A 23,819-nucleotide genomic window follows, 5' to 3' on the forward strand; every position below is an offset into this window, starting at 1 on the left:
TGAATTAGTATTTAACTGCCAACAGGTAGCAGTTAAGTTTTTGGAATAAATGCTAACTGCCGCCTCTAATTATTTTAGGACTTGCGCGAGGGTATTGAAAAATTGAAAGTTGAGATTGCTTGAATTTTTCACCTGCGGCTGGGTTTTGGGAGAATTGGTCGATCGCCACAGGGTGAGTTTTTTGTTCGTAAACTACGAGGTTCCAACAGTTTCGGCAATTCTAGAATCGAGTGGGCGATCGATATAATGAACATTAGCTTGCCGCACCTTAGCATCCTCATTGCCATAGAAAAAAGACAGCAAAGCAAAACGCTGCCCGCTAATCACCGGTGTTGCTTCGTGCAGCAGAGAACACGAAAAAATAATCGCCGTACCAAAATCCCCTTTATAACCGTGAGGCGCGTACTCAGGAAACCGCAAAAATCCCCCCGTATACTCCGCCGGATTCAAGTTGAGAGTCATCGCAAATCGGCGGTGCATAGTACCTTTGCTCGTATTGTCGCGGTGCGGCCGGAAATAACCGCCGCTCTCAGCATCGTAACAGCCCACCAAATACCGTTCAAACCTAGTAATTGTAAACTGGAAAGCTTTTTCAACTTCCGGCTGCACCCGGCGCAAAATAATCGCACTCAATCGCTGCTGCAATTCGGCGTCTTCAATATAGAAATCCCGGCGTTTCTTAAAATTATCGTCATGAATGCCAACAGTTTTCCCGTCTATTTGCCTCATAAAGCCCGAGGGACTGCCACCGTGAGTTTTGTATAAATCGATCAAAGCGCCGCAAGAAGCTTTGTCTAAAACGTTAGGAATTACTAAGACGGGGGCGTGTCGAGTAGCTTGTCGGGCTGTCTCTAAGGGCGGCAAATTTTTGAGAAAATCCAATACTTGCAGCGCGTGTTGGTGGGGATCTCCCATCGGGACAATGTTAATTACCTGAAGGTTTTCGTTGAGAACAAAAGTTTGAGGTGCATAGTGAACTCCGGCTACTCCATTTTCTTCGATATCTCGGCAAACGCCGTACTCTTGGCTGAGTTTTTTATCAAAATCCCAGAAAAAGATGAATGACGGAGCAATTGTTGTCCGTCTGTCTTGTTCTTGGTCTGCAGCATCAACGCTAACTCCGAACAGCGGTACTTGCAAGTTTTGGAATTCTGCTGAAAGTTCTTCAAAGCTTTTGAGCATAACTTGAATTTCTGCGAAAGCTGTGCTGGCAAAGAAAAATAGCACAGTTCGTCGGCCGCCAACCGTCGAAAAATGAAATAAGGGGTTATTGGAGGCAGCTATGGAAAACCAAGGCGCGGGATCTCCTATTTGTAGTATTGGCATATTGCTGATTCGAGGTTTGAGATTTCATATTTGAGACCTTTATATTTTTTGTTTGTTCCACAAGTTGTATTTTGGGCGATCGCACAGGTTTGTAGTGAGGACTTTAGTCCTTCTCAAATGCGAACCAAATTCCTTGCTACAAACCTGCAAAAAACGTTGCTTGGGAATATCATTAAATATTTTAAATAGTGTTTCTTGTATTAGTTTTTATTTTTATTTTACTTAATCTAGCTAACTTGATATTCATATTTTGGTGTTATTTTAAAAATATCATAATGTTTGAAAACATAGCATTCTTCCTAAAAATCGGATGAGGTATTGACCGAGGAAGCATCTGGTGTTTTGTATTAAGAGTGCTGTCCCCGATCGCGATTTGTACAAAACTCGCTCTTCGGGGACAGCACTCAAGCAAAAAAATAATTTTTACAATGCAGGAAATGCTTCCTTGACTGATCGATCCCTCAATCCTTCAATCCTTCAATCCTTCAATCTTTCAATCTCAACTTGTTGAGAAAGGCTATAAGTAGATGGGCATCGATAAACGCAACTTAATATTTTGCCTTGCTGGCGCGAGAAATGTTGAGTTTCACCCACCTACTTATAGCGGTTCTCAAGCGTCATGAGGTATGCCCGATGCCCGATGCCCGATGCCCAGCGGCACCTCATCTTTCGCTCGAAATGCTATATATTTTCCTATTTGTCGAAACTGGGAGAATTATCCGGTTGGTCTTCCGGGTATTCCACTGGTCGGTACTCTACGTAGTCTGATGGCGGTGCTTCCACATCGCGGGCGGTGCTGGGGCGAGACCTCGACCCTTCCGCAGGACGGGTTTTTTTGGTTCTCGGCGGTGTGTCGGAACTCGGGTTTTCCGAAGCGGGGGGGCGACGGTTGCGGCTGCGGGCCGGTCTTTCTTCGGGGTTGTCTGAAATGTCCCAGTTGTCTGAATCTTGCGCGGGCGGGGTTTCAGGGCGGGAAGGACGTTTGCGCGATGGTCGATCGACCATCGAGTCTGGCTTGGATGTATTAATGCTGCCGTTGCGACTCGAAGGACGACGGCGCGACTCGTCGTCGTAGGTTTCCCGCGAAGAACGGTAGTCTTGGCTACCCCTAATACGGGGACGCTGCGGGTAGTCTTCTTCTGGTTCTAGCTGGTCGATGTCGCTATCGTAGCCCTCGTAAGCGTAGGCGTTGCTGACGGGCCGCTCTTCATCTACGTATTGGGCGCGACTTTTGGCTTGGGCTGTGGTCGCTCCCCGCAGCTTTATGCTTTCGGCTGCAAAAAATATTGCCGAACCGGTGAGCAAGAACTGACCGAAGGCCAGAATTGGATCGAGCCGCCATCCTTGAAATAACAGAATACCGCCACACAGCAGACCGACTGCTGCAAAAAAAATATCGTGGTCTCGGGCTAGTTTGGGACGCCACGATCGCAGAAAGTACAGTCCTGCCCCTGCTACTGCTAGGATGATCCCTAGCAGGCTGCTCCAGTTCAATCCTAAATTGACCATTAGCCTATCTCCTATGTCTTTCCTATGTTAGCGAGTTAGATTTTAGGCGTTGCTTAATCAGGGTATGAAAAAAATAAGTTGAAAATTCAGAAGTTTTGTGGATTCTGGTTTCTATGACTTGCATATTTAGCCTTTCATACCGTAAATCAGCAACGCCAGATTTTAAATCTATCAATAAGTCTGTTATCCCGACTGTACTTTTAAATGGCAGCACCCACCCAGGCTTTCAGCTTGGTTCGGGAACCTTATAGTAATGAGTTTAACGGGAAAAAACCTCAGCGAAAGCCCTCAACCGAAGGTTTTGCCTTCACAGTTGCTGGTAGCCGAGGTTTCTTGGATCGGGGAAATGCCCGACGTGTAGTCGAAAATTGACTTTCACGCCGGACTTAGAAACCCCCAGACTTTTTAGGTGCGCTTGATTTTGTCTTTTTGGCTGATGAAGATCAGACCGATCGTTGCTGGAATCACTACTACCGCCACGCCCGCCAGCAGGCTGTACAAAAAGTTCGCGAGTGAAGGAGTCATAGATTCAAGACCTTTGTTACAAGAGTTTGATTTTTATTAATTTTATCAGCACTCAGTTCTTACGGGGAAGTTCGGCCAAGGATGTTGCAATGGATGTAGGGATGTCGCGGATCTAGGGCCGAAGCAATATTTTCCCTCTCGCCAACTCGAACCCTCGCACCCTCAAAGTCTAGCACTCTGTCGCTTTGAAGGTATAAGACCGGAAAAAATCTGCCGTTTTTGTTCGATCGCACCTGTGAAACGGTTAAAATTATGAAAAGCTGACTTAACAAAACTTAAAATTTCGAGATAAGACCCATGACTGGTATTACCGTTGCAAGTTGGATTCTGGGCTCTGTCCTAGTGGTGATGACTTTACTATTTATTTTTCGCATCGTCCTGACTTGGTATCCCGAAGTAAATCTGAGCAAATTGCCGTTGAGCCTGATTGCTTGGCCGACGGAACCGTTTTTAGCCGTAACTAGAAAGATTGTACCGCCGATCGGCGGAGTGGACATTACACCGATTATTTGGGTCGGTATCTGTAGCTTGTTCAGGGAAATGCTTCTCGGTCAGCAAGGAATCCTGACGATGATGATGTAATAGTCAGTTGTCAGTTGTTAGTTGTTAGTTGTCAATTGTTAGTTGTCAGTTGTCAGTTGTCAGTTGTCAGTCGTCTTGACTACTGCCAGAAAGAAAATTTCGAGTTCTTAAGGATATTCTTCACCAGATTGACGCGGGCCGCGCAGGCATTGCCCACCTTAATCCCACTAAGGCCCACTGCCCACTGACCACTGCCTACTGCCCACCAATAACAACTGCCCACTAACAACTGCCCACTGCCTACTGCCCACTGACAACTGCCCACTGCCTACTGCCCACTGACAACTGACAACTGCCTAATGACCATTTTGGTTCATAAACTGTTCGACAAAATTCGTATAAACTTCGCCGCTGAGAAATTCGGGGCTATCGAGGATTTTTTGGTGGAAGCTGAGGGTGGTAGGAACTCCGGTGATGGCGCATTCCCGCAATGCCCGTTTCATCCTGCTGATGGCTGAAGGTCGATCGCGCCCCCATACAATTACTTTACCGATTAAAGAATCGTAGTAAGCAGGTATTTCGTAATCGGTGTAAACGTGAGAGTCCATCCGCACGCCGGGGCCGCCGGGAGGCAAATAACCGCTGATGATGCCGGGGTGAGGCCGGAAATTGCGATCGGGATCTTCAGCATTGATCCGGCACTCGATCGCGTGGCCGCTTAAAATTACTTGATTTTGCTTGATTTGCAGTTTTTCACCTTGGGCGATGCGAATTTGTTCGGCGATCAAATCCAGGCCCGTAATCATCTCCGTGACAGGATGTTCCACTTGAATCCGGGTGTTCATTTCCATGAAATAGAACTTGCCCGATTTGTCAAGCAGAAATTCGACAGTACCCGCACCGGTGTAGTTGATAGCTTTTGCAGCAGCCACCGCCGCGTGACCCATTTGATCTCGGAGTTTCTGGCTGAGGGCGGGACTGGGCGCTTCTTCCAGAAGTTTTTGGTGCCGGCGCTGAATCGAACAATCTCTCTCACCGAGGTGGATGACATTACCGTAGTTATCCGCGAGAATTTGGATTTCGATATGTCGGGGCTTTTCGATGAATTTTTCCAAGTAAAGTCCCGGATTACCAAAAGCTGCATCGGCTTCACCTTGGGCTGCATGGAAAAGTTTGGGAAGTTCCGACGCTTCTCTGACTAGCCTCATACCCCGGCCTCCCCCGCCGGCGGTAGCTTTAATCATCACAGGATAGCCGATGTCGCGGGCTACCGACAAAGCCTCATGTTCATCTGCCAGCAATCCGCCGCTACCGGGAACAGTCGGAACTTTCACCCGCTGCATAGTTTCTTTCGCCGTGGATTTGTCGCCCATCGCCCGCATTGCTGCCGGGGACGGGCCGATGAAAGTAACTTGATGGTCAGCACAAATTTCGGCAAATCGGGCGTTTTCCGCGAGGAAACCATACCCCGGATGAATCGCTGCGGCGTTGCGCGTCAGGGCCGCCGAGATAATGTTAGGGATGTTTAAATAACTTTTACTGCTGGTGGGGGGGCCGATGCAAACGGCTTCGTCTGCTAACTGGACGTGCAGGGCGTGTTTATCTACGGTGGAGTGAACGGCGACCGTGGCAATCCCCATTTCCTCGCAGGTGCGAAGTATGCGGAGGGCTATTTCCCCCCGATTAGCGATTAAAATTTTTGAGAACCCCATCTTCGCTGCTTAATTCACTCAATATTCTGTACAATAATGCCTTTCGGTATGTTCTGGACAATGCTTTTGCAGAAATTGTTCATAAAAATTTATTTTACATTTTGCGCGTAGTGGTGCTATGATTCTAAATCGGCGGTGCAAAAGGGCAAGTCACAAGTTAAATGTCAGGAACCTCAACCTGTGAATCTTTAACTCGTAACGCAAAAAACCCAGAGATTGCCGGAAAGAGCGGATGTGGCGGAATTGGTATACGCGCACGCTTGAGGTGCGTGTGGCATTATGTCCTTGCGAGTTCGAGTCTCGCCATCCGCATGGAATATGTAAAACAACTGTTGACGGTTTTGGCTGTCGGCAGTTGTTTTATATTTGATTTTGAGGCGTTGCTGAACCAGGGTATGATGAAGTTGTCCTCCGAGCGCCAAAAATAACACACATTTAAAATAAATATTATGCAATGCCCTGAATGCAATTCAACTCATATCAATAAAAATGATCACAAAAAAGGCAAACAGAATTATATTTGTGCGCAATGCAAAAGATAATTTATAGATGACTATAAGCCTCAAAGAGGATATTCGGAAGAAGTTAAACCTGAATGCCTAAAAATGTATGATAATGGCATGGGCTTTAGAGCAATTGAAAGAGTCAAAAATGTACATCATACTACAATCATTAATTGGGTAAAATCAGCCGGTAACTCTTACCAGATTTTGACGAATCAAAAACAAATCCCGAAGTGGGAGAATTAGATGAATTACAAAAATTTGTGGGCTAAAACGAACAAAGCCTCGCTGTGGAAAGCGGTAGATCATTTTAAGCCAGGTATTTTAGAATTGGTTTTAGGCGACCATAGCGCCAAAATTTTTGAACCACTATGGGCGGAGGTTAGTAAATGAAAATGCTACTTTTCTGTAACAGGTGAGTGGAAAGTTTACCCAAATTTTATCCCGGAAGGATACCCGGTTTTCAGCAAAACCTATATGACAAAAATTGAGGGTAAAATACAATATTTAGACATTATTTGGTCAGGAAAAAAAGAGAATTATTTTGTTATTTTCGCTTATAAAAAAGCCAGGGCATTCAATTAAATTACTAATTCATGATTTAAAATTTGGAGATGTTCCAATTACCCACCAAAATTCCAGAAATCATTTTCGGCTCCCCTCTCGTATTTTTGCCCGTATCATACTCTGATTCACCAGCGCCGATCAAATAGGCTTACCAGAAAAATTGGGTTTAAAGCCCTGTCCTTATAGGACGACTTTAGTTTCTACAAAGTGTAAAGAATGATTAAACATACGCATTTTGTAAACATAGTGTTTCGTAGTACGGTAAGATACTTGAATGATCGCATTAGAGTTTAAGTTGAAAGCCAAAGCGAAGCAATACCGAGTCATTGACGAGATGATTAGGACGGCTCAATTTGTCCGAAATAAAACTCTTAGGTATTGGACAGAGAATCAAGGGGTTAAGTTGGTTGACCTGTACAAACAATGCGCCATTATGGCAAAAGAGTTTGAAGGGGCAGGTAAGCTTAATTCGATTGTACGTCAGGCTTCAGCCGAACGTGCCATTTTTGCTATCCAACGTTTTTGGGCTAATTGCAAAGCCAAGAAACCAGGAAAAAAGGGATACCCGCCTTTCAAGAAACACACTCGTTCGGTCGAATACAAAACGTCAGGATGGCTACTTTCTACTGACAAAAGATGTCTGACATTTAAAGACGGTTTTGCTGCTGGGAAGTTTAAGTTGATCGGTAATCGGGATTTGCATTTCTCGGTGCCTGATGAGATCAAACGAATCAGAGTTGTGCGTCGTGCCGACGGCTACTATGCCCAATTCTGTATTAACGTGGAGCGAAAAGAGGAGCCTGTTCCTAATGGTAAAGCTATGGGGATAGATCTGGGATTGAACCGCTTTTACGAAGATAGCGATGGTAAGACGGTTGCCAACCATCGCTATCTTCGTAAAAGTGAAAAAGCTTTTAAAAGATTGCAGAAGCGGATTTCTCGAAAGAAGAAAGGTTCTAGCAATCGAAGAAGAGCGCTCAACAAGTTAGGAAGAAAGCATCTGAAAGTCAGCAGGCAGCGCAAAGACTTCGCCATTAAGACGGCCTTGTGCGCGGTAAAATCTAGCGATTTTGTAGCCTACGAAGATCTTCAGGTGCGGAATATGGTGAAAAACCATAAGCTTGCGTTGCGAATTAGTGATGCAGCGTGGTCACAATTTACACAATAGTTAGAATACTTTGGAAAACTGTACGACAGAACAGTAATTGCTGTTGCAGCTCAGTACACTTCTCAAGACTGTTCAAACTGTGGCAATACTCTCAAAAAAATACTTTCAACTCGCACCCATATTTGCGGTTGCGGTACGAGATTGGATCGGGATCGTAACGCCGCAATTAACATTTTGGGAAAAGGTTTGAAAGCCCGTGCAGGAATCACTTTAAATAGGGTGGGATACACCGAAATTAACGCTTGGAAACCGATCTCTACTCGTTGGTGGCAGCATCAACGAGCAAATTAACTAATTGATCCAAGAATCCTCGCGTCTTCAGACCGAGGAGTGTCAAGCAGTTACTAAACTGATAAGATGCGTTGCAATGCACGCTAGGCCGAGTGAAAGCTTTTGAGGTGAAACATGAAACGTCTGGTTATTTGCTGTGATGGAACTTGGCAACAGCTATCGAGTCCTTACCCAAGCAATGTAGTTAAGCTGGCTCAATCTGTGAAACCGATCGCAAGTGATGGAGTTCCACAGGTAGTGTTTTATGACGAAGGCATTGGCACCGAGAGTCAAAAGATTTTAGGCGGAGCCACGGGACTCGGAATTGATCGCAACATTGAGGATGCCTATCGGTTCCTCAGTCTCAACTATGTAGATGGTGACGAAATTTATCTATTCGGGTTCAGTCGCGGTGCTTACACCGTCAGAAGTCTAGCGGGAATGATTTATTGCGCCGGTCTTCTATCACGCCCTCACGTGACTAAAACCCACGAAGCTTACGAGCTTTACCGTCATCGAGACGTTAAACCGCGAGATAAAATGGCTGCCGATTACCGCGACACCTATGGCGATCGCGTCCCGATTACCTTGATTGGTTGTTTCGATACCGTCGGTTCCCTAGGAATTCCTAGTGTACCTGCCTTCAAGCAGGTTCACGAACAACTCAACAAGCGCTACAGATTTCACGACACGACTTTAAATAAAGGGATTCAGAATGCGTTGCACGCCGTGGCGATCGACGAAATCCGCGAAGCTTTCGACGTAACTCCCATGAAAAAGCATCCTGATACTGAGAACCAGCGGGTAATTCAAGTTTGGTTTCCCGGCGGACATAGCTGCGTAGGCGGTGGAACGAAAGAATACAGTGGGTTATCAGATGCCGCCTTGCAGTGGATGTTGGATTCAACCCGTAAACTGGGACTTGGGCTAGAATTCGATCCTAGCGTCATTCCAACAGGTATCAATCCTAATTATGAGTGTGACTTTAAGAACGATCCAGGGGTTTTCAAATTAGCAGGAATCAAGTTGCGTGAAGTGAGCGATGCAATTGAAGAACTGCATGAAAGCACGATCTTGCGCTTGCAAAACCGCCAGGATTACCGCCCCAAAAATCTACAACGACATCTCCCAAAACTTGATTCCATCCAGCAGGCAGAAAAGACTGCATCACAATCTGAAAAATTAGCAACATCACCACCTAGAACCGAGCAATACCGAGAATCTGAAAAATTAGCAGCATCACCTCCTAGAACCGGAAAATACCGAGAAAGAAAAACCATAATGGCAAGCAAAAGAGATACTTCACGGGACGGATTTAAAAACAAACTGGAGACGGCAGCTTTAACTGGCTTAAAGCCAATTTGGAGCTTTATTCAAAACAATTCAGGTCTTGCCCAAAAAGTCAATAAGACACTGATCAACAATGCCATCAATAAGATTCCGGTTCGTCCCTATCAGTTTAGCACTATGTCTCCCTACACATCTTGGGATTCATTGATCGATCGCTCGTACTCTGGACTCCAGTTGCCGCCTTTAGATTGGAAACCCTTGACCAACGAAAATCACGTCGGCATTAATTTAGCGCCTACCGAAGAGTTTGAGAAAAATCTGCCGCCGATTCAGGATTTGGAAATTTTGTATCGCAAAGACGGGGAGACACAATACTCGCCCAAATCTTCACTGATGTTTCCCTATTTTGTGCAGTGGTTCACTGATAGCTTTCTGCGTACAGCCCGCGACGATCACCGTAAAAATACTTCCAACCACCATATCGATCTGTGTAATGTCTATGGGTTGAACCCCAAGATTACACAGATGTTGCGATCGCACAAAGGCGGCAAGATGAAAAGCCAATTTATTAATGGCGAAGAATATCCTCCGTTCTACTACGACGAGGATGGACGAGCCAAAGAAGAATTCGCAGAATTACCTCATCTTTACACCGAAAATTCCATCCCAAAATCCGAGACATTCTCTCCCGAAAAAAAACAAAAATTATTCGCGATGGGAATTGAATTAGAACGGGCAAACGTGCAAATTGGCTATGTCATGCTGAACGTTCTTTGCTTGAGAGAACACAATCGCGTGTGCGACATCTTAGCAGAAAACTATCCAGCCTGGGATGATGAACGTCTGTTCCAAACTGCCAGAAACATTGTAGTAGTTGAATTTCTCAGGATTGTGTTAGAAGATTACATCAACCATATTACTCCCTATCACTTCCAATTCTTCACCGATCCACAGGCCTTCACTAATGAAAAATGGTATCGCCATAATTGGATGTCGGTAGAATTTAGTTTGGTATACCGCTGGCACAGTATGTTGCCTGATACTCTCATTCACAACGAAGAGACAGTACCCATGCCTGCCTCCATGTGGAACAACAACATGATTATCAGCAAGGGGTTAGGAGGCATCTTTGAAGAAAGTTGTTCCCAACCCGCCGCGCAACTGAGTTTATTCAATACGCCTGAATTTCTGTTACCAACCGAGTTAGCCAGTATTCGCATGGCTCGTCAATCAAAACTGAGAAGCTACAACGATTATCGTGAGTTGTGCAAGTATCCCCGCGTCACCGATTTTGATCAGATTAGTGGCAATAAAAGAGTTCAACGAGAACTAAAAAGTTTGTACGGACACGTAGACAATATTGAGCTTTATGTCGGACTCTATGCCGAAGATTTGCGTCCCAACTCAGCCCTACCTCCTTTGGTGGGACGATTAATCGGAATTGATGCGTTTTCTCAAGCGTTCACCAATCCTTTATTAGCAGAAAACATCTTCAATCCAGAAACTTTTTCGCCTGTGGGCTGGGAAATTATTCACAATACCAAAACGCTTTCTGAGGTAGTACACCGCAACATTCCTCAAGGTAAAAACTATCGAATTTCGTTTTACCGCTACAATTGGAAACCCGTTTAATCAGCAAACGCATCAAGGAAAATATGAGCAATAAGTTGTTTACAGAATATCCCGAACAGAATGAACGTGAATATTGCGATCGCCTAGTCGAGCAAACAAATATCCGCATGGATAATCTTTATAAGGACAAGGAGCGGGCGCTGCGAGATACTCACACCAAAAGCCATGCTGCTGTTAAAGGAATTCTCGAAATCTTTGACTTTGATGAGGAAGCGATTAAACGCGAGTTGAACAAACGCGCCTCGTTGACTTCTTCCCAACTCAATGCTATTTCCCTTAAGCAAGGCTTGCTGTCTTTGCCCAAGGAATATCCTGTTTGGCTGCGATTTGCCAACGGGGCTTTCCAACCCAAAAATGATTGCGAACCAGACACCCGCTCAATGGCAGTGAAAGTGATGGGAGTTGAAGGGGAACGGCTGGTGCAAAGCTATGAGTCGAAAACCCAGGATCTTATTGTTCATAATTCAGCGTTTTTCTTTGTTGAAAACATCAAAGATTACTACGGCTTTTTTTCTGCCGTCGTTGAGTCGAAGGAGGCAACAAAGAAGTGGCTGTATCAACATCCGAGGCAATTCTTAGCACTCCTCAAGGGTACGAGTTCGACTCCGAAAAGTTTACTAACAGAACGATATTGGAGCAGTTCAGCCTCTGCTTTGGGTCTCAAACCCGATTTTGATGCTTCCAAAACGAGTCTAGTTCCTGTCGAATATCCGGCTGTGATTAAATATGCGTTTACTCCAGTTTCAGGCGAACCGCCGCACAACAAGATTTTATCTCAGTCTCGACCTGGGATTCCTAAACTTCCTTTTAGCGATCGCGCCAAAGCTTTAGGTTTAGATCCCAATAAACTCGACAATTACTACCGGGATGACATCATTCAAGCCCTTTTCCAACCTGATGCTCAATTTTGTTGGGACTTTGGCATTCAATTCCAAACCAACTCCAAGATGTCGATCGACGATACCACGATTACTTGGAAGGAAAGGGAATCTCCTTTCTTCACAGTAGGTCGTCTCACTGTCAAGCATCAAATCATTAATTTTGAGAAACAATACGATTTCTGTGAAAACCTGCGATTTTCTCCTTGGAACGGTCTAGCAGTCCATCGTCCGGTTGGTGCAATAAATCGGCTGCGTGGCATTGTTTACCCGGTTGTCGCTTCCTATCGCTATCAGAAGCTAGGTCTGAGCGACCCAATCCCAGAACCAACTGGAAACGAGACCTTTTGAAGAAGACTGGGCGGTTGAAACCGCGTCTACACAAACACTCACGCGCATTGCCAAGGGTTGAATACCGGGGGGTTGAAATTACATTATTTCTTCAGTCCGCGGAGGCGGACATCGTTTTTGTAGGCGCGGTTTCAACCGCCGTCTTAATCTAATTTTTGGCTAATTCTGGCGGGCGGCCCATTAAGCCGGTCATCAGCCGCAAGGATACAAATCGGACTGGGGGAATTGTTCGCAAACACCACAATCCGAAGCGGCGAAATGCTACAATTGGCAGCCAAGTATTGGAAAATAATCTATCAAGAAAGTCGGTAAAGCCTAACACGATTAAATTTTCTTTTTTGCGCCAGTTGTGATACCGTTTTAATACTCGTAAATCGCCGATGTCTTCGCCTTTTTGGTGGGCTTGCTGCAAGATTTGGGCGATCGCCCCAGCATCTCGAATGCCCATATTTAATCCCTGTCCGCCGACAGGATGGCAGCAGTGGGCAGCGTCGCCAATTAATGCTAATCTGGGCAACACGTAGCGATCGCTCTGCATTAACTGCACCGGGAACAAAAAGCGATCGCTCTCCAATTCCAAACGCCCCAAAAGCCCGCCCGTGCGCTGTTCTAACAAAGCTAAAAACTCTTTTTCGTCCATTGACTGCAAAGCTTTCGCCTCCGCGTGGGGTGCAGTCCAAACTACTTGACAACGGTTCCCAGGTAATGGTAAGACTCCCATCGGGCCACTCGGCCAAAAGCGCTCAAAAGCGATATCGTTGTGCGGTTTTTCTGCTTTAATGGTGATAGCAATGCAGGATTGCCAGTATTTCCAGCCGCGCGTGCTGATGTTGGCTTCGGTGCGGATGCGCGATCGCGAACCGTCGGCTGCAACTAATAATTTGGTGCGAATTGTGCGAGTTTCGCCGTTTTGTTTGATTTGAATTTCAGCCGAATTAGTTAAATATTTTACTTCGACTACTTCGGCAGGACAAAGCCAATTAAAATTTGGATTTTTTGCCAAAGATTCCTGCAAAGCAGAAAGCATGACTCGGTGCTCGCCAACGTAACCTAAAGCTGTTTTTGGCACCGGCAATTTGCCAGTATTTCCCAAATCCGGGCGGTGGAATTCGACGACACCGGGATAGTCGCCGTCGCAGAGACTAATTTGCTCGAAGGTGGTGATTTGTGGCAATATTTGCTCCCATACGCCGATACCTTCTAAAATCATTCCCGACAGTAAAGTAATTGCATAAGCTTGTTTTTTGGCTGCTGCTGCTGCGGGGAGTTGGGTTTCAATTATGGCGATTTTTAATCCTGAATCTTTGAGGGCGCAGGCTAAGGTAGCGCCAACTATGCCGCCTCCGACGATGGCTATGTCAAAGTCGAGTGTTGGTGTCTGGAGGGGGGCCACTGTTTGAGAAAGTTGGTTTACAGGCATTTTCAAGGGATTTTGTCAAAGTTAATTGGATTGTTACTTTTTTATTGTAAAGAGTTATTTCGATTTAGGGCGATCGAGCGACGGAGACGGGAGATGGGGAGACGGGGAGATGGGGAGACGTTGAGAAATTTATGATTAATGACAACCATCAACTGCCCACTATCAACTGTCAACTGTCAACTGTCTAATGACTGCTGACCATTTCCTTGACGTTTTCTGCAGCCAGGGCTAATAATTTCTGGCAAATGGGAATCTCTACGATAAACTCTGCACCTTCCCCGGGTGCGGAAACACACTGCAATTGGCCTCGGTGTTTCTCAACAATAATCTGATAGCTGATTGACAGTCCCAATCCGGTGCCTTTGCCAACGGGTTTAGTAGTAAAAAATGGGTCGAACAACTTGCGAATGATTTCTTGATTGATTCCGATTCCGCTGTCGGCTATCCGAATTGTTGCGGTGTCTGAATTCGCACTGGTGCTAATCCGAATTGTGTTGGGAGGAGAATATATTTCTTGGGAAGAATGATTGCTGTTGTATTCTTCTAGGGCGTCGATCGCATTTGCTATAAGATTCATAAATACTTGATTGAGCTGACTTGGATAGCACTCGACTTTTGGAAAGTTGCCGTATTCTTTGATAATCTTAATAGCCGGACGACCTGCATTAGCTTTGAGTCGGTGCTGCAAAATTAGCAAAGTGCTTTCGATTCCTTCGTGAATGTCTACTAGCTTCATCTGCGATTCGTCGAGTCGGGAAAAGTTCCGCAAGGATACAACTAAGTCGCGGATGCGATCGGCTCCTACTTTCATTGATTCCAAAATCTTCGGAAAGTCGGCCATTAAGAAGTCGATTTCCATATCTTCCGTTGCTTCGGCAATTTCTGGGAGGGGATTTGGGTATTTTTTCTGGTAAAGGTGGAGTAAACTGAGCAAGTCTCTGGCGTATTCGCTGGCGTGGGTGATGTTGCCGTAAATGAAGCTAATCGGGTTGTTAATTTCGTGGGCGACTCCGGCAACTAGCTGGCCGAGTGAAGAGATTTTTTCGGTTTGGATTAGTTGAGTTTGAGCTTGGTGCAAGTCGCGGAGAGCTTTTTCGAGCTGGACTGCTTGCGATCGATATTGTGCGGCTGATTGTTCCATCGCTGCCAAAACTTGCACTCGATCGCTAATATCGGTGTGAGTTCCTACCCACTCGCGAACGCTGCCATCGGCTGCCAAAATGGGGACGGCGCGCACCCAGAAGTGTCTGTAGCTGCCGTCTGCACCCCGCAAGCGGTGCTCGACTTCGTAGAGACTTTTTGTTTCTCTGGCGCGCATCCAAGCTTGTATTGTGCGATCGCGGTCTTCTGGGTGCACTGCTTGTATCCAGTTGTCCGTCATCTCTTCCAAGCTCATGCCCGTGTAAGCCATCCAATCCGGCTGAGGTTTGTCGAAGAGTCCGCTAGCGTTGGTCATCCAAACCATCTGTGCGGTGGCCCTTGCCAGCGATCGATATCTTTCCTCGCTCAAACGCACAAATTCTTCGGCTTGCCGGCTGGCTGTCACGTCGCGCAAAATAGCTGTGAAGATGATTTCGCCTGCAACTTCGAGTTTGGAAATAGAAGCTTCGGCGGGAAATTCCGTACCGTCTCGGCGGCGCCCGAAAATTTCTTTGCGGTTGCCCATTTTTCGGGCTTGTTTAACGCCGCCGAAATTCCTGACGAGGTGACTGTGAGAGGTGGCAAAAGCTTCGGGCAACAGTAGGCTCAGGGATTGCCCGATCGCCTCCGCTGCAGTACACCCAAAAATCCTTTCTGCACCTTGGTTGAACAGGATAATTTTTTGGTCAGCACCGACGGAAATAATCGCGTCGTCGGCAATTTCTACAATCCCGGCGAAACGAGCTTGAGACACTTGCAGCGCTTGTTCAGCTTGTTTGCGATCGCTCATGTCGCGGGCAATAGTTGAAATGTATGCGAGTTTGCCGTCGGATGCCGAGTGGGATAGGATGACTTGGCTGACGGGAATTTCCAGGCCCGATGCTGAGACAAAGGTTGTTTCTCCACTCCAAAAGCCCTCGGAAACAGCGGTGGCGATCGCGCCTTTCAAAGCACTGCGGGCTGAGGCTGCCGTGAATTCTGCAACTTGTCGGTGGGATATATCTGTATTTTCGTCGATACCCACCATTTTTCTGCCTGCTTTGTTGATGTAAACGGCACGTCCTTCGAGGTCGCAGATACCTACAAAATCCGGCGTTGCTTCCAGAATTGCTGCCAGACTTCTGTTGGCAATTTCGGCTTGTTTGCTCTCAGTAATATCCCGCGCGACGCTAACTATTCCGCTGATGTTTCCTTGCCCGTCCCGGTAAGCGTTTTTTGTCGAAAGAAATGTCCGCAAATTGCCTTTAATTGGTAGTTGTTCTTCGATAACTTGCGTTTTTCCCGCTGTTACAATCTGGCGATCTGTTTTCCTAATATTGCTCGCAATTTCGGGCGGAAATAACTCGCTGTCATCTCTGCCGATAATTTCGCCGACAGATTTGCCAATTATACTAGCGCCCGCATCGTTTAGCATGATGTAACAACCATGAATATCTTTGACAAATAGGGCTGTTGGCGTACTGTTAATGACTGTCACCAGCAGGTTGTAGTTTTTTTCAAGCGCCTGCTTTGTTGTTTGAGAATTTATAATTTGTTGCTGCAATTGCTCGTTGGCGACTTGCAGTTGAAGAGTCCGTTTTTCAACTTGAGTTTCTAAGTCTGATTTAGCTTTCCTAAGTCCCAGTTCTGCTCGATAGCGCTTCCGGTCTGCGGTACACAGAGTTTTCGCGTTCTGCCAAATCAGAACTGTAAAAACGATCGCATTCAAGACACTTAACAGCGATAGTCCTAGCTCTGGTTCGTAGGCTTGAAATCGCTCTCCGTAAATGATTAAAAAACCCGCTAAAGGCGGAATAATGATTGCCTGTGGCAACAAGCGCCTTGCCATGATGCCGCCCGCGCGATCGCTCGCCATTACTGCTATTAATCCTTGCTCTGGATTGGTAAATAAAATGCCGAGGCTGAGCAACATAAATGCTGCGGACGTGTGCAAGGCCATGCCTGTATGATCGCCAATTCGGTAAAATAAAGCTTTGCCGTAGAAATAGCCTATCAAACCCAGAAATGCAATTAAAAATGTACAACAGCTTAATATTTGAACCGGCGGGTATTTAGGGCGGCGTTGTGACAGCAGCAACTGGGCTGTTCCCAGAAATAAAAAAGCAGCAGCAGTATTCGGTGCCATGCGTCCTGGTGTTCCGGGGTTTGGCAAGGTGTAACTTTCTTTAAATAACAGTTGGTCGATGCCTAATTCTAAATTAAAGCTGTATTGAACTAAGGTTAACAGGCTAATGAGTATGATTAAAATGGAACTGCTAACAATTAAAAATTTAGATATTTTTTGAAGTTTTATTGTTGTTAATTTGGCGCGTCCTTGTTGTTGGAGGCACAGAGAAAGCCCGCCCAAAATAAAGCATACCGCTGTATTGGCTTTCATGGTTACGAGTCCGGGCAGAATGCTTTTTAAGAGTTGCAGATCGAAGATCCAACCCAAAATGACTGTACAGCCGATCGCGATTACTGCAATTCCAGCTTTTTTGGCAAAAGACTGGAGCGCAACAATTGTGGTTGAAGGTGGCTGCGCTTGTGCGGGTTCAAAACGTTCCAATTTCTCGATACCTCAAATTATTGGAGTTTATACTTATCTAAGGTAACAATAAAGACTGTCGTTATATTGTTGCGCCTTATACAAAGCTGCTTAATATCTTGTGAAAATTGCCTAGCCCAAAATATTAATTATCTTATCTAATTTCAGAGAGAGTGTCAACTAAAAGTAGAAGGCTAGAGATGTAGAAAAAATTTGGCGTAATTCAAGATTTTTTTGGGCTGGTTAGTGAAAATCAAAGATTGCTTGTTTGTTGTTCCTTCGGTTTTTTTCATTCTATGTCAAAAATTAGCCATCGCCCGATTCATCGGTTCAGGCGAGTGTTTGCAGTCAGTCGTTGGAGGGGTTATGGTGGCGGATTGTGCGATCCTCTACGTTGATCAGCCTCCCATAGGGGCGGGCTGCACTAACGGCACAAAAAATAAGACTCGGCGGTTGAAACCGCGTCTACACAAACTTTCGTCCGCGCAACGCGAGACTCAATAGGGCGTATTAAAACCGGATTTTGGTATCAAATCTCACATCAATGGTCTTGGGTTTCGTTCTTTAACTAATGACTAATGACTAATGACTAATGACTACTGTCAACTGTCAACTGTCAATTGTTGAAGTGCGAGCATTGCTTCGGTTGCTGATGGGTAACGCTGGGGAAAAGCGTACAGCACCATCTGGTCTAAAATGCTAGCAAACTCCGGGGTGACAGTTGCATTTTTCTGCCAGATGAGATTGCCTAAATTATCGACTTTGAGTTGTTTCGGCCGCATCCCTGTCAAGGCTTGAATGCCGATGATTCCGACAGCGTAGATGTCGCTGCAAAATTTTGGCGAACCGATGGCTTGTTCGGGGGGAATGTAGTCTTGCTGGGTGCCGCCGCGCGATCGCGTTTGACCTGTGCTATTTTGCGAAATGTTGATTTCTTTAACTGCTCCAAAGTCAATTAATACAATCTTGCCGTCTGATGCACGCTCGATTAAGTTTTGAGGGTGAACGTCGCGGTGAATTACATTTTGTTTGTGAACGAAGGCCAGGACTTCTAAGATATCTTTTAACAAAGCAATAACGCGATCTTCTTCCCAGGGTTGACCTTCGATTAATTCTTGATACAGGGGTTCTCCTTCGATGAATTGATAGACTAAATAAAAATATCCATCTTCTTCAAATCGAGCTAACAATTCCGGTATCCGATCGTGTTTTCCTAAGCGATACAATACGCGCGTTTCTCGATCGAATAGCTGGCTGGTTCTGTCTGACTGGCTTTTCAGGCGCTTGACGAGACACAAAGGTCGATCGGGCAAATTTTCATCTTCAGCGAGATAGGTATCGCTGTACTCGGTGCTCGCCAAATGTTCTCGGATTCGGTAACGCATCCGCAGCAGTTGTCCCAATATCGGATCCAGAGATTGAGCTGGTTGCGTGCCTTTTTGTACACCTCTGATGATGCAGTCCCAAAGGTTTGCTCCGACTACTCTTTCTTCTGCTTCAATAATTCCTGCTTGCTTCAGTACCTTGGTGAGGTCTTTCCACAAGTTGTAGCCGACATACCGCGCCAGGTAGCCCACTGTGTAGCCACGGGCGGATCGTTTTGCTGAATTTCTTGATACGTCAAACCCCCTAAAACGCCTCGCGCGATCGACTGTTGCAACCGAGTTAGGCGTTTTTGGGTTTGTTCGTACACCAGATTGTCTAAAAAATTTATTGCTTCTTCTACTGTCATATTTTCATGGTTTAAGTTACTCGTGCAGCCGCTATAGGTTTTGTTTTTATGTTTCTGTTATGGGCGGTTTATGTTCAACTGATTAGTCTTTTAGGATCGAAAACTTAATAACTTAAGCACTTCCTACAGTCTTTTCGTATCTAAGGATCGAAAACTTAATAATACCAATTTCATAAAGTAGCGCTAGATATTACCCCCCCCGAACTCGCGGGGGGCTAAGACTTCATCTATAGCACATCTTTAGAAAAATGGTATAACTTAAGCACTTCCTACAGTCCTCTCTCCAGAAGCCGCGAGATAGAAGGAGGCAGAGCCTCCGCACCTGCATTACCGGGCAGAGCGAAAGTAACGAGCAATTTGTTATTTGTTGATTATAATTCCGAATTGCCAACTGCCAACAATCAACTGCCAACTGCCAACTACTTAATCTTGTTTACGTAGCCCCACAAACTGTAATCGCGGCTCAGCCAACCCCGAAAAAAAGCCATTTGACTCGGATCTTCTTGCACCCGTTTGTAGCGGTAAATAATCCGTTCGTTAATCATTTGTAGCGCTGTATTTTTGTTATTAGCGACTTTCAATGCTTCCCTGGTGCGCGAATCAAAAATACCAGTTTGGGGCAATCCTAAAGCTTGCTGCAAAAATGTAATAGAATTGTTAATACCGAAATTAACTGCGGTGTCAAACATGACGATCGCCAAAGCAGGCTGCATAGTTCCCGAAAGACTAGAATCCCAGTAATATTTATAAATTTCTAGGAGCTCTGCTTCCGACATTTGCGTCACGTCAAGGGGCGGCAGCCCGCGACTGTAGCGGTACGAGTTGTATTCTGTTTGCAGGATGCCCCGATAGGTTCTGCCGCCTTTATCGGCTGGGTGATTGCTGAATCCACCCTCAAAATATAAGGTGAAATAAAGAGCAGTTTGAAATACTCGCTGCCGAAAGTTCGCTGTTTGCTGCTGTGCGAGAGTCTTTTGGGCAAAAGGCAAGGGGATTGCTAAGGCTAACAAGAGTATCCCCAGCAGGAGGTTTGGCTTCCACTTGATGTTAGGTTGGTGCTGTGTCGCTTGCTTGTCGCTCATAAATTCTCTGTGACGATCGCGCGTAATTCCGCTAAAACTGGTACTCTGCAAAATAATATAGATTCAACCTTTAACTTGATAGCACAGATAGGCCGCCAAATGAATTCCGATTTTCGCAACCAATCCGAAACACCCCAATTTGAAGATGCTGCATCGCTGACAGTCGTTGCAGAAACCTATTACTCCCAAGGTGATTTAGCAGCAGCAGTCGCTGCTTGTCGCCAAGCTCTGGAATTGCAACCGGATTGCGCGGCGGCTTACGTGACAATGGGTAACGTGCAGCAAGCCAGCGGCCAAATTGAGGAAGCGATGCGGTTTTATTCGGAGGCGATCGCCCTGAATCCCGATTTTGCTGAGGCCTATGCTAATTTAGGCAGTATGCTCTACAAGCAAGGGCGTTTGGTGGAGGCGACTGTCAATTACCAAAAGGCGATCGAACTCAAACCAACTTTGGCCGCTGCTTACTGGAATTTGGCAGGGGCGATGAAGCAGCAAGGGCAGTTTGATGCTGCTGTAGCCTACGAACAAAAAGCTCTCGAACTCAATCCCCATCTGGCTCAGGTAGATTTTTACATAAATTTGGGAGATAAATTAGCGCGGCAGGGAAAGCTAGATGAGGCTGTAGCTGCATGGCAGCGGGCGATCGCATTAAAACCCGATTTACCCGAAGCATACTGTCAAATTGGCATAATTTTGCGCCACCAAGGCAAATTTAAAGACGCCATACCCAACCTGCAAAAAGCCCTAGAAATTAAACCCGATTTTATTTCGGCCCACCAACATTTGTGCGGCATCCTCAGAGATACTAGCAATTTAGCAGCCGCGCGGCAAGCCGTGCACGCATACAGCCAAATGTGCGCCGAAACCGATCCTATTATGACGGCGATTTACTTCGTCAGCACCTATCAAGTATCGGGATTGAATCAAATTGCAGGCGATCGATTTTTAGAATTAGAATCCTACTTGCAGCAAAACTTAGAAACGGCAAGTTCGGTAGAAATTAAATCGCTTTATGCAAACTTCTTATTCAGCACGCCCTATCTGCGAGATGACTTGGCAGCCAACTCTCAACTTTACAGATTAATTGCCAAAAAGTACGTTGACAAATGTATCAAACCTAATTTTCCTCAACCTGCAAATTACAGTTACCAACCAAAAGCCCCAGGTAGCAAATTAAAAATCGGCTTTTTATCCAATCACTTCAGCCGCCATTCTGTAGGTTGGTGCAGCACTGACATCATTCGCGAATTGTCCGGCATCACACCCAACCTGCATTTATACGCTTCCGAAAGAATTATTCCAGACGATCGCACTCAGCAATTTGAAAGTTTCGGCAAACTGACTTTTCCCAAAACTTACCCGAACGGACTTGCCAATTCCGCAGAAATTATCGCCCAAATTCAGCAAGATGAATTAGACGTTTTAGTCGATTTAGATTCTCTCAGCGTACCGATTCACGCAGACATTCTCTACCAAAAACCAGCACCAGTTTGTATTTCTTGGTTGGGATTTGATGCACCTTACATATCCTCGGAAAATTACTTTCTTACAGACTGGCACTCGCACCCAGAAGGTCGCGAAAAATATTATGACGAACAGCTAATTAGGATGCCGGATTCTTTTGTAGCGGTGTCAGGTTTTCAGAGGTACGGAGTCGATCCGGTGGCATTGAGAAGGTCGAATCGGATCGGTTTGGATCAGATAGTTTACCTGTGCGTCGCTCCGGGCCGAAAATTTAATCGCGACTTAGTAAAAGCACAAGTTGCGATTCTCAAACAAGTGCCGAACAGCGTTTTAATTCACAAAGCTTTGGGCGATGCTGCGGTGTTTGAGGCTGCGTATCACCAAGCTTGCGAAGCTGAAGGAGTCAGCAAACACCGAATTAAGTTTTTGCCGAGGTTTGCTACGGAGGAAGAACACAGAATTGTCTATTTGCTGGCAGATGTTTTGTTGGATTCCTATCCTTATAATGGAGGAACTCACACTTTAGAGGCTTTGTGGTTTAATTTGCCTGTGGTGACTCGTACCGGAGAGCAATTTTTGTCGAGAATGGGTTATTCGTTTTTGCAGGTTTTGGGGATGGAAACTGGTGCCGCTCAGTCTTGGGAGGAATATGTGGATATGGGTGTAAAATTGGGTAAAGATGGTGATTTGAGACAGGCAATTCAAGCATATTTGATGAAGTCTAAAGACCCAGCTAATTTGTCGCCGCTGTGGAATCCTAAAAAGTTTGCTGATGATATGTATGGGTGTTTAAAAAGTTGTGTAAAATAGGATGACTAATATCATTTCCGGTAACACCGGAATGATGTTGACTGTTGACTGTTGACTGTTGCCAACTAACAACTAACAACTAACAACTAACAACCAACAACTAATGACTAATGACTAATGACTACTGACTACTAACAACTGACTAATGACACTACCAACTATTAAGTTTTTGAAGCAGCCGACTTCGGAAGCTTGGATCGAACAGGCGATCGCCCATTTGGATACAATTTTGTTAGATCATTCTCACTGCGAGCGGAAAGCGGCGGGAGTAGCGTTAAATTTAATGTTTCGCTATCCAGCGCGGGAAAAGTTGGTGAGGATGCTAACAGCGATCGCCAGGGAAGAATTAGAGCATTTCGAGCAAGTCAACCAGCGGTTGGAACAGCGCGGTATCGCTTTGGGGCCTTTGGCTGCGCCTCCCTACGGTGCCGGTTTGTCCGCCCAAATTCGCAAACAGGAACCGGAGAGACTTTTGGATTCTTTGCTGGTTTCTGCTTTGATTGAAGCGCGGAGTCACGAACGGCTGGGGCTGTTGGGCGATCGTTGTCCCGATGCCGAATTAGCTAAGTTTTACCGCAGTTTAATGGCTTCGGAAGCGCGCCATTATGGGATATATTGGATTTTAGCAACAACTTATTTCGATCGCGCTTTGGTGATAGAACGGCTGGAGGAATTATCATTGTTAGAAAGTGATTTGCTGGCAACTCTTTATCCTGAACCGAGAATTCACAGTTAAAAATTGGGTGTATTTCTATACTGTAAAGCACAAATAATCAGTAGTTTTACGGTTGCTACAGCAAACCAATAAGTATAATTTTCAACAACCCATGAAAACCCAACATTTAGATTTTTTGATTCGTTCCTGGGAAACGCGCGATCGGGCGGATGCGTTCAATTTAATTAAAAATATTTTAGCAGAGTACGGTTTAAACTGTGAGCCTTGCGGGGCAGATCGAGATGTCTATGATGTCGAATTATTTTATCATAAAAATGGTGGAGAATTTTGGGTAGTAGAACGGCAAGAAGAAATCGTGGGTACGGCCGCTTATTATCCGATTGAACGCGGTAATAAGGCTGTAGAAATTCGCAAAATGTATATTTTGCCGACAGTAAGGCGAAAAGGTTTGGGAAAGTTTTTACTGCAAGAGTTAGAAAGTACAATAATGGCTCGCGGCTTTGATGAAATTTGGATCGAAACGGCTAGCGTTCTCAAGGAAGCTGTTAAGATGTACGAAAATAGCGGATATTTACCGACGACTGGTGTGGAAACGCCAAGGTGCGATCGGGTTTATGTAAAATGTTTAAGTTAAAAGCCAAGTCCAAAAAACCAAGTTCGTAGTGAGGACTTTAGTCCTTCTTTCCCCAAACCCAGTTTGTGGGAATTTTACGGG

16 protein-coding genes, 1 tRNA gene and 2 pseudogenes are annotated in these 23,819 nt (G+C 45.5%); 10 read left to right on the forward strand and 9 right to left on the reverse strand.

The features are described from left to right. Positions 1-192: 192 nt before the first annotated feature. The 3 genes from QT998_RS16785 to psbX form a co-directional block, all read right to left on the reverse strand. Positions 193-1,326, reverse strand: a complete 1,134-nt coding sequence (locus tag QT998_RS16785; RefSeq protein WP_333115803.1) for a 2OG-Fe(II) oxygenase — start codon at positions 1,324-1,326, stop codon at positions 193-195. A 693-nt stretch (positions 1,327-2,019) separates the two neighbouring features. Continuing rightward, entirely contained in the window at positions 2,020-2,835 is an 816-nt protein-coding gene (locus tag QT998_RS16790; RefSeq protein WP_333115806.1) for a Ycf66 family protein, read from the reverse strand. Positions 2,836-3,240: 405 nt separating this feature from the next. Continuing rightward, entirely contained in the window at positions 3,241-3,360 is a 120-nt protein-coding gene (psbX, locus tag QT998_RS16795) for a photosystem II reaction center X protein (RefSeq protein ID WP_333088749.1), read from the reverse strand. A 297-nt stretch (positions 3,361-3,657) separates the two neighbouring features. Between psbX and QT998_RS16800 the strand changes: the two genes are divergently transcribed. After that, positions 3,658-3,942 (forward strand): YggT family protein, encoded by a 285-nt coding sequence (locus QT998_RS16800; protein ID WP_333088747.1) that lies wholly within the window; start codon positions 3,658-3,660, stop codon positions 3,940-3,942. A 296-nt stretch (positions 3,943-4,238) separates the two neighbouring features. Here QT998_RS16800 and accC read toward each other — a convergent pair whose 3' ends face one another. Further along, positions 4,239-5,594, reverse strand: coding sequence for an acetyl-CoA carboxylase biotin carboxylase subunit (gene accC / locus QT998_RS16805; protein WP_333088746.1), 1,356 nt, complete (start codon positions 5,592-5,594; stop codon positions 4,239-4,241). 228 nt (positions 5,595-5,822) lie between these two features. Here accC and QT998_RS16810 point away from each other — a divergent pair. From QT998_RS16810 to QT998_RS16835, 6 genes and pseudogenes are all read left to right on the forward strand, one after another. After that, positions 5,823-5,906 (forward strand) — tRNA-Leu (locus QT998_RS16810). Positions 5,907-6,043: 137 nt separating this feature from the next. Then, positions 6,044-6,788, forward strand: a pseudogene (locus QT998_RS16815) (IS1 family transposase). Between the two features lie 150 nt (positions 6,789-6,938). Further along, entirely contained in the window at positions 6,939-7,832 is an 894-nt protein-coding gene (locus QT998_RS16820) for an RNA-guided endonuclease InsQ/TnpB family protein (protein WP_333088744.1), read from the forward strand. 12 nt (positions 7,833-7,844) lie between these two features. Beyond that, positions 7,845-8,123 (forward strand): annotated as a pseudogene (locus tag QT998_RS16825) (zinc ribbon domain-containing protein); the annotation flags it as partial. 114 nt (positions 8,124-8,237) lie between these two features. Next, entirely contained in the window at positions 8,238-11,024 is a 2,787-nt protein-coding gene (locus QT998_RS16830) for a phospholipase effector Tle1 domain-containing protein (RefSeq protein WP_333115809.1), read from the forward strand. Positions 11,025-11,047: 23 nt separating this feature from the next. Further along, complete coding sequence (locus QT998_RS16835; RefSeq protein WP_333115812.1) at positions 11,048-12,253, forward strand: catalase; 1,206 nt, start codon at positions 11,048-11,050, stop codon at positions 12,251-12,253. A gap of 148 nt (positions 12,254-12,401) precedes the next feature. Here QT998_RS16835 and QT998_RS16840 read toward each other — a convergent pair whose 3' ends face one another. The 5 genes from QT998_RS16840 to QT998_RS16860 all read right to left on the reverse strand — a co-directional run bounded on the left by QT998_RS16840 (position 12,402) and on the right by QT998_RS16860 (position 20,154). Further along, complete coding sequence (locus QT998_RS16840; RefSeq protein WP_333115814.1) at positions 12,402-13,673, reverse strand: FAD-dependent hydroxylase; 1,272 nt, start codon at positions 13,671-13,673, stop codon at positions 12,402-12,404. A 184-nt stretch (positions 13,674-13,857) separates the two neighbouring features. Next, positions 13,858-17,361 (reverse strand): PAS domain-containing sensor histidine kinase, encoded by a 3,504-nt coding sequence (locus QT998_RS16845; RefSeq protein ID WP_333115817.1) that lies wholly within the window; start codon positions 17,359-17,361, stop codon positions 13,858-13,860. Between the two features lie 581 nt (positions 17,362-17,942). Further along, positions 17,943-18,917 carry a serine/threonine-protein kinase gene (locus QT998_RS16850; protein ID WP_333088738.1) on the reverse strand — a complete coding sequence of 325 codons (975 nt, stop codon included), beginning with the start codon at positions 18,915-18,917 and terminating at the stop codon, positions 17,943-17,945. Continuing rightward, positions 18,857-19,072, reverse strand: a complete 216-nt coding sequence (locus tag QT998_RS16855) for a hypothetical protein (protein WP_333088737.1) — start codon at positions 19,070-19,072, stop codon at positions 18,857-18,859. Before QT998_RS16855 ends, QT998_RS16850 begins: the two co-directional genes overlap by 61 nt. Before the next feature lie 419 nt (positions 19,073-19,491). Further along, positions 19,492-20,154 (reverse strand): glycoside hydrolase family 108 protein, encoded by a 663-nt coding sequence (locus QT998_RS16860; protein ID WP_194009441.1) that lies wholly within the window; start codon positions 20,152-20,154, stop codon positions 19,492-19,494. Positions 20,155-20,253: 99 nt separating this feature from the next. On the opposite strand from QT998_RS16860, the gene QT998_RS16865 reads away from it, so the two are divergent. From QT998_RS16865 to QT998_RS16875, 3 genes are all read left to right on the forward strand, one after another. After that, entirely contained in the window at positions 20,254-22,428 is a 2,175-nt protein-coding gene (locus tag QT998_RS16865; RefSeq protein ID WP_333115819.1) for an O-linked N-acetylglucosamine transferase, SPINDLY family protein, read from the forward strand. Positions 22,429-22,573: 145 nt separating this feature from the next. Further along, positions 22,574-23,164 (forward strand): tRNA-(ms[2]io[6]A)-hydroxylase, encoded by a 591-nt coding sequence (locus tag QT998_RS16870; RefSeq protein ID WP_333088732.1) that lies wholly within the window; start codon positions 22,574-22,576, stop codon positions 23,162-23,164. A 91-nt stretch (positions 23,165-23,255) separates the two neighbouring features. Beyond that, positions 23,256-23,738 carry a GNAT family N-acetyltransferase gene (locus QT998_RS16875; protein ID WP_333088730.1) on the forward strand — a complete coding sequence of 161 codons (483 nt, stop codon included), beginning with the start codon at positions 23,256-23,258 and terminating at the stop codon, positions 23,736-23,738. Positions 23,739-23,819 lie beyond the last annotated feature (81 nt).

Origin of the sequence: Microcoleus sp. S1D4, from assembly GCF_036700765.1 — a bacterium.
Classification (GTDB): Bacteria; Cyanobacteriota; Cyanobacteriia; order Cyanobacteriales; family Microcoleaceae; genus Microcoleus.

Excerpts from the sequence above, each read along its gene's own strand:
- QT998_RS16785 (WP_333115803.1), bottom strand. The coding sequence starts at position 1,326 with ATGCCAATACTACAAATAGGAGATCCCGCGCCTTGGTTTTCCATAGCT.
- QT998_RS16790 (WP_333115806.1), bottom strand. The coding sequence starts at position 2,835 with ATGGTCAATTTAGGATTGAACTGGAGCAGCCTGCTAGGGATCATCCTA.
- psbX (WP_333088749.1), bottom strand. The coding sequence starts at position 3,360 with ATGACTCCTTCACTCGCGAACTTTTTGTACAGCCTGCTGGCGGGCGTG.
- QT998_RS16800 (WP_333088747.1), top strand. The coding sequence starts at position 3,658 with ATGACTGGTATTACCGTTGCAAGTTGGATTCTGGGCTCTGTCCTAGTG.
- accC (WP_333088746.1), bottom strand. The coding sequence starts at position 5,594 with ATGGGGTTCTCAAAAATTTTAATCGCTAATCGGGGGGAAATAGCCCTC.
- QT998_RS16820 (WP_333088744.1), top strand. The coding sequence starts at position 6,939 with ATGATCGCATTAGAGTTTAAGTTGAAAGCCAAAGCGAAGCAATACCGA.
- QT998_RS16830 (WP_333115809.1), top strand. The coding sequence starts at position 8,238 with ATGAAACGTCTGGTTATTTGCTGTGATGGAACTTGGCAACAGCTATCG.
- QT998_RS16835 (WP_333115812.1), top strand. The coding sequence starts at position 11,048 with ATGAGCAATAAGTTGTTTACAGAATATCCCGAACAGAATGAACGTGAA.
- QT998_RS16840 (WP_333115814.1), bottom strand. The coding sequence starts at position 13,673 with ATGCCTGTAAACCAACTTTCTCAAACAGTGGCCCCCCTCCAGACACCA.
- QT998_RS16855 (WP_333088737.1), bottom strand. The coding sequence starts at position 19,072 with ATGACAGTAGAAGAAGCAATAAATTTTTTAGACAATCTGGTGTACGAA.
- QT998_RS16860 (WP_194009441.1), bottom strand. The coding sequence starts at position 20,154 with ATGAGCGACAAGCAAGCGACACAGCACCAACCTAACATCAAGTGGAAG.
- QT998_RS16865 (WP_333115819.1), top strand. The coding sequence starts at position 20,254 with ATGAATTCCGATTTTCGCAACCAATCCGAAACACCCCAATTTGAAGAT.
- QT998_RS16870 (WP_333088732.1), top strand. The coding sequence starts at position 22,574 with ATGACACTACCAACTATTAAGTTTTTGAAGCAGCCGACTTCGGAAGCT.
- QT998_RS16875 (WP_333088730.1), top strand. The coding sequence starts at position 23,256 with ATGAAAACCCAACATTTAGATTTTTTGATTCGTTCCTGGGAAACGCGC.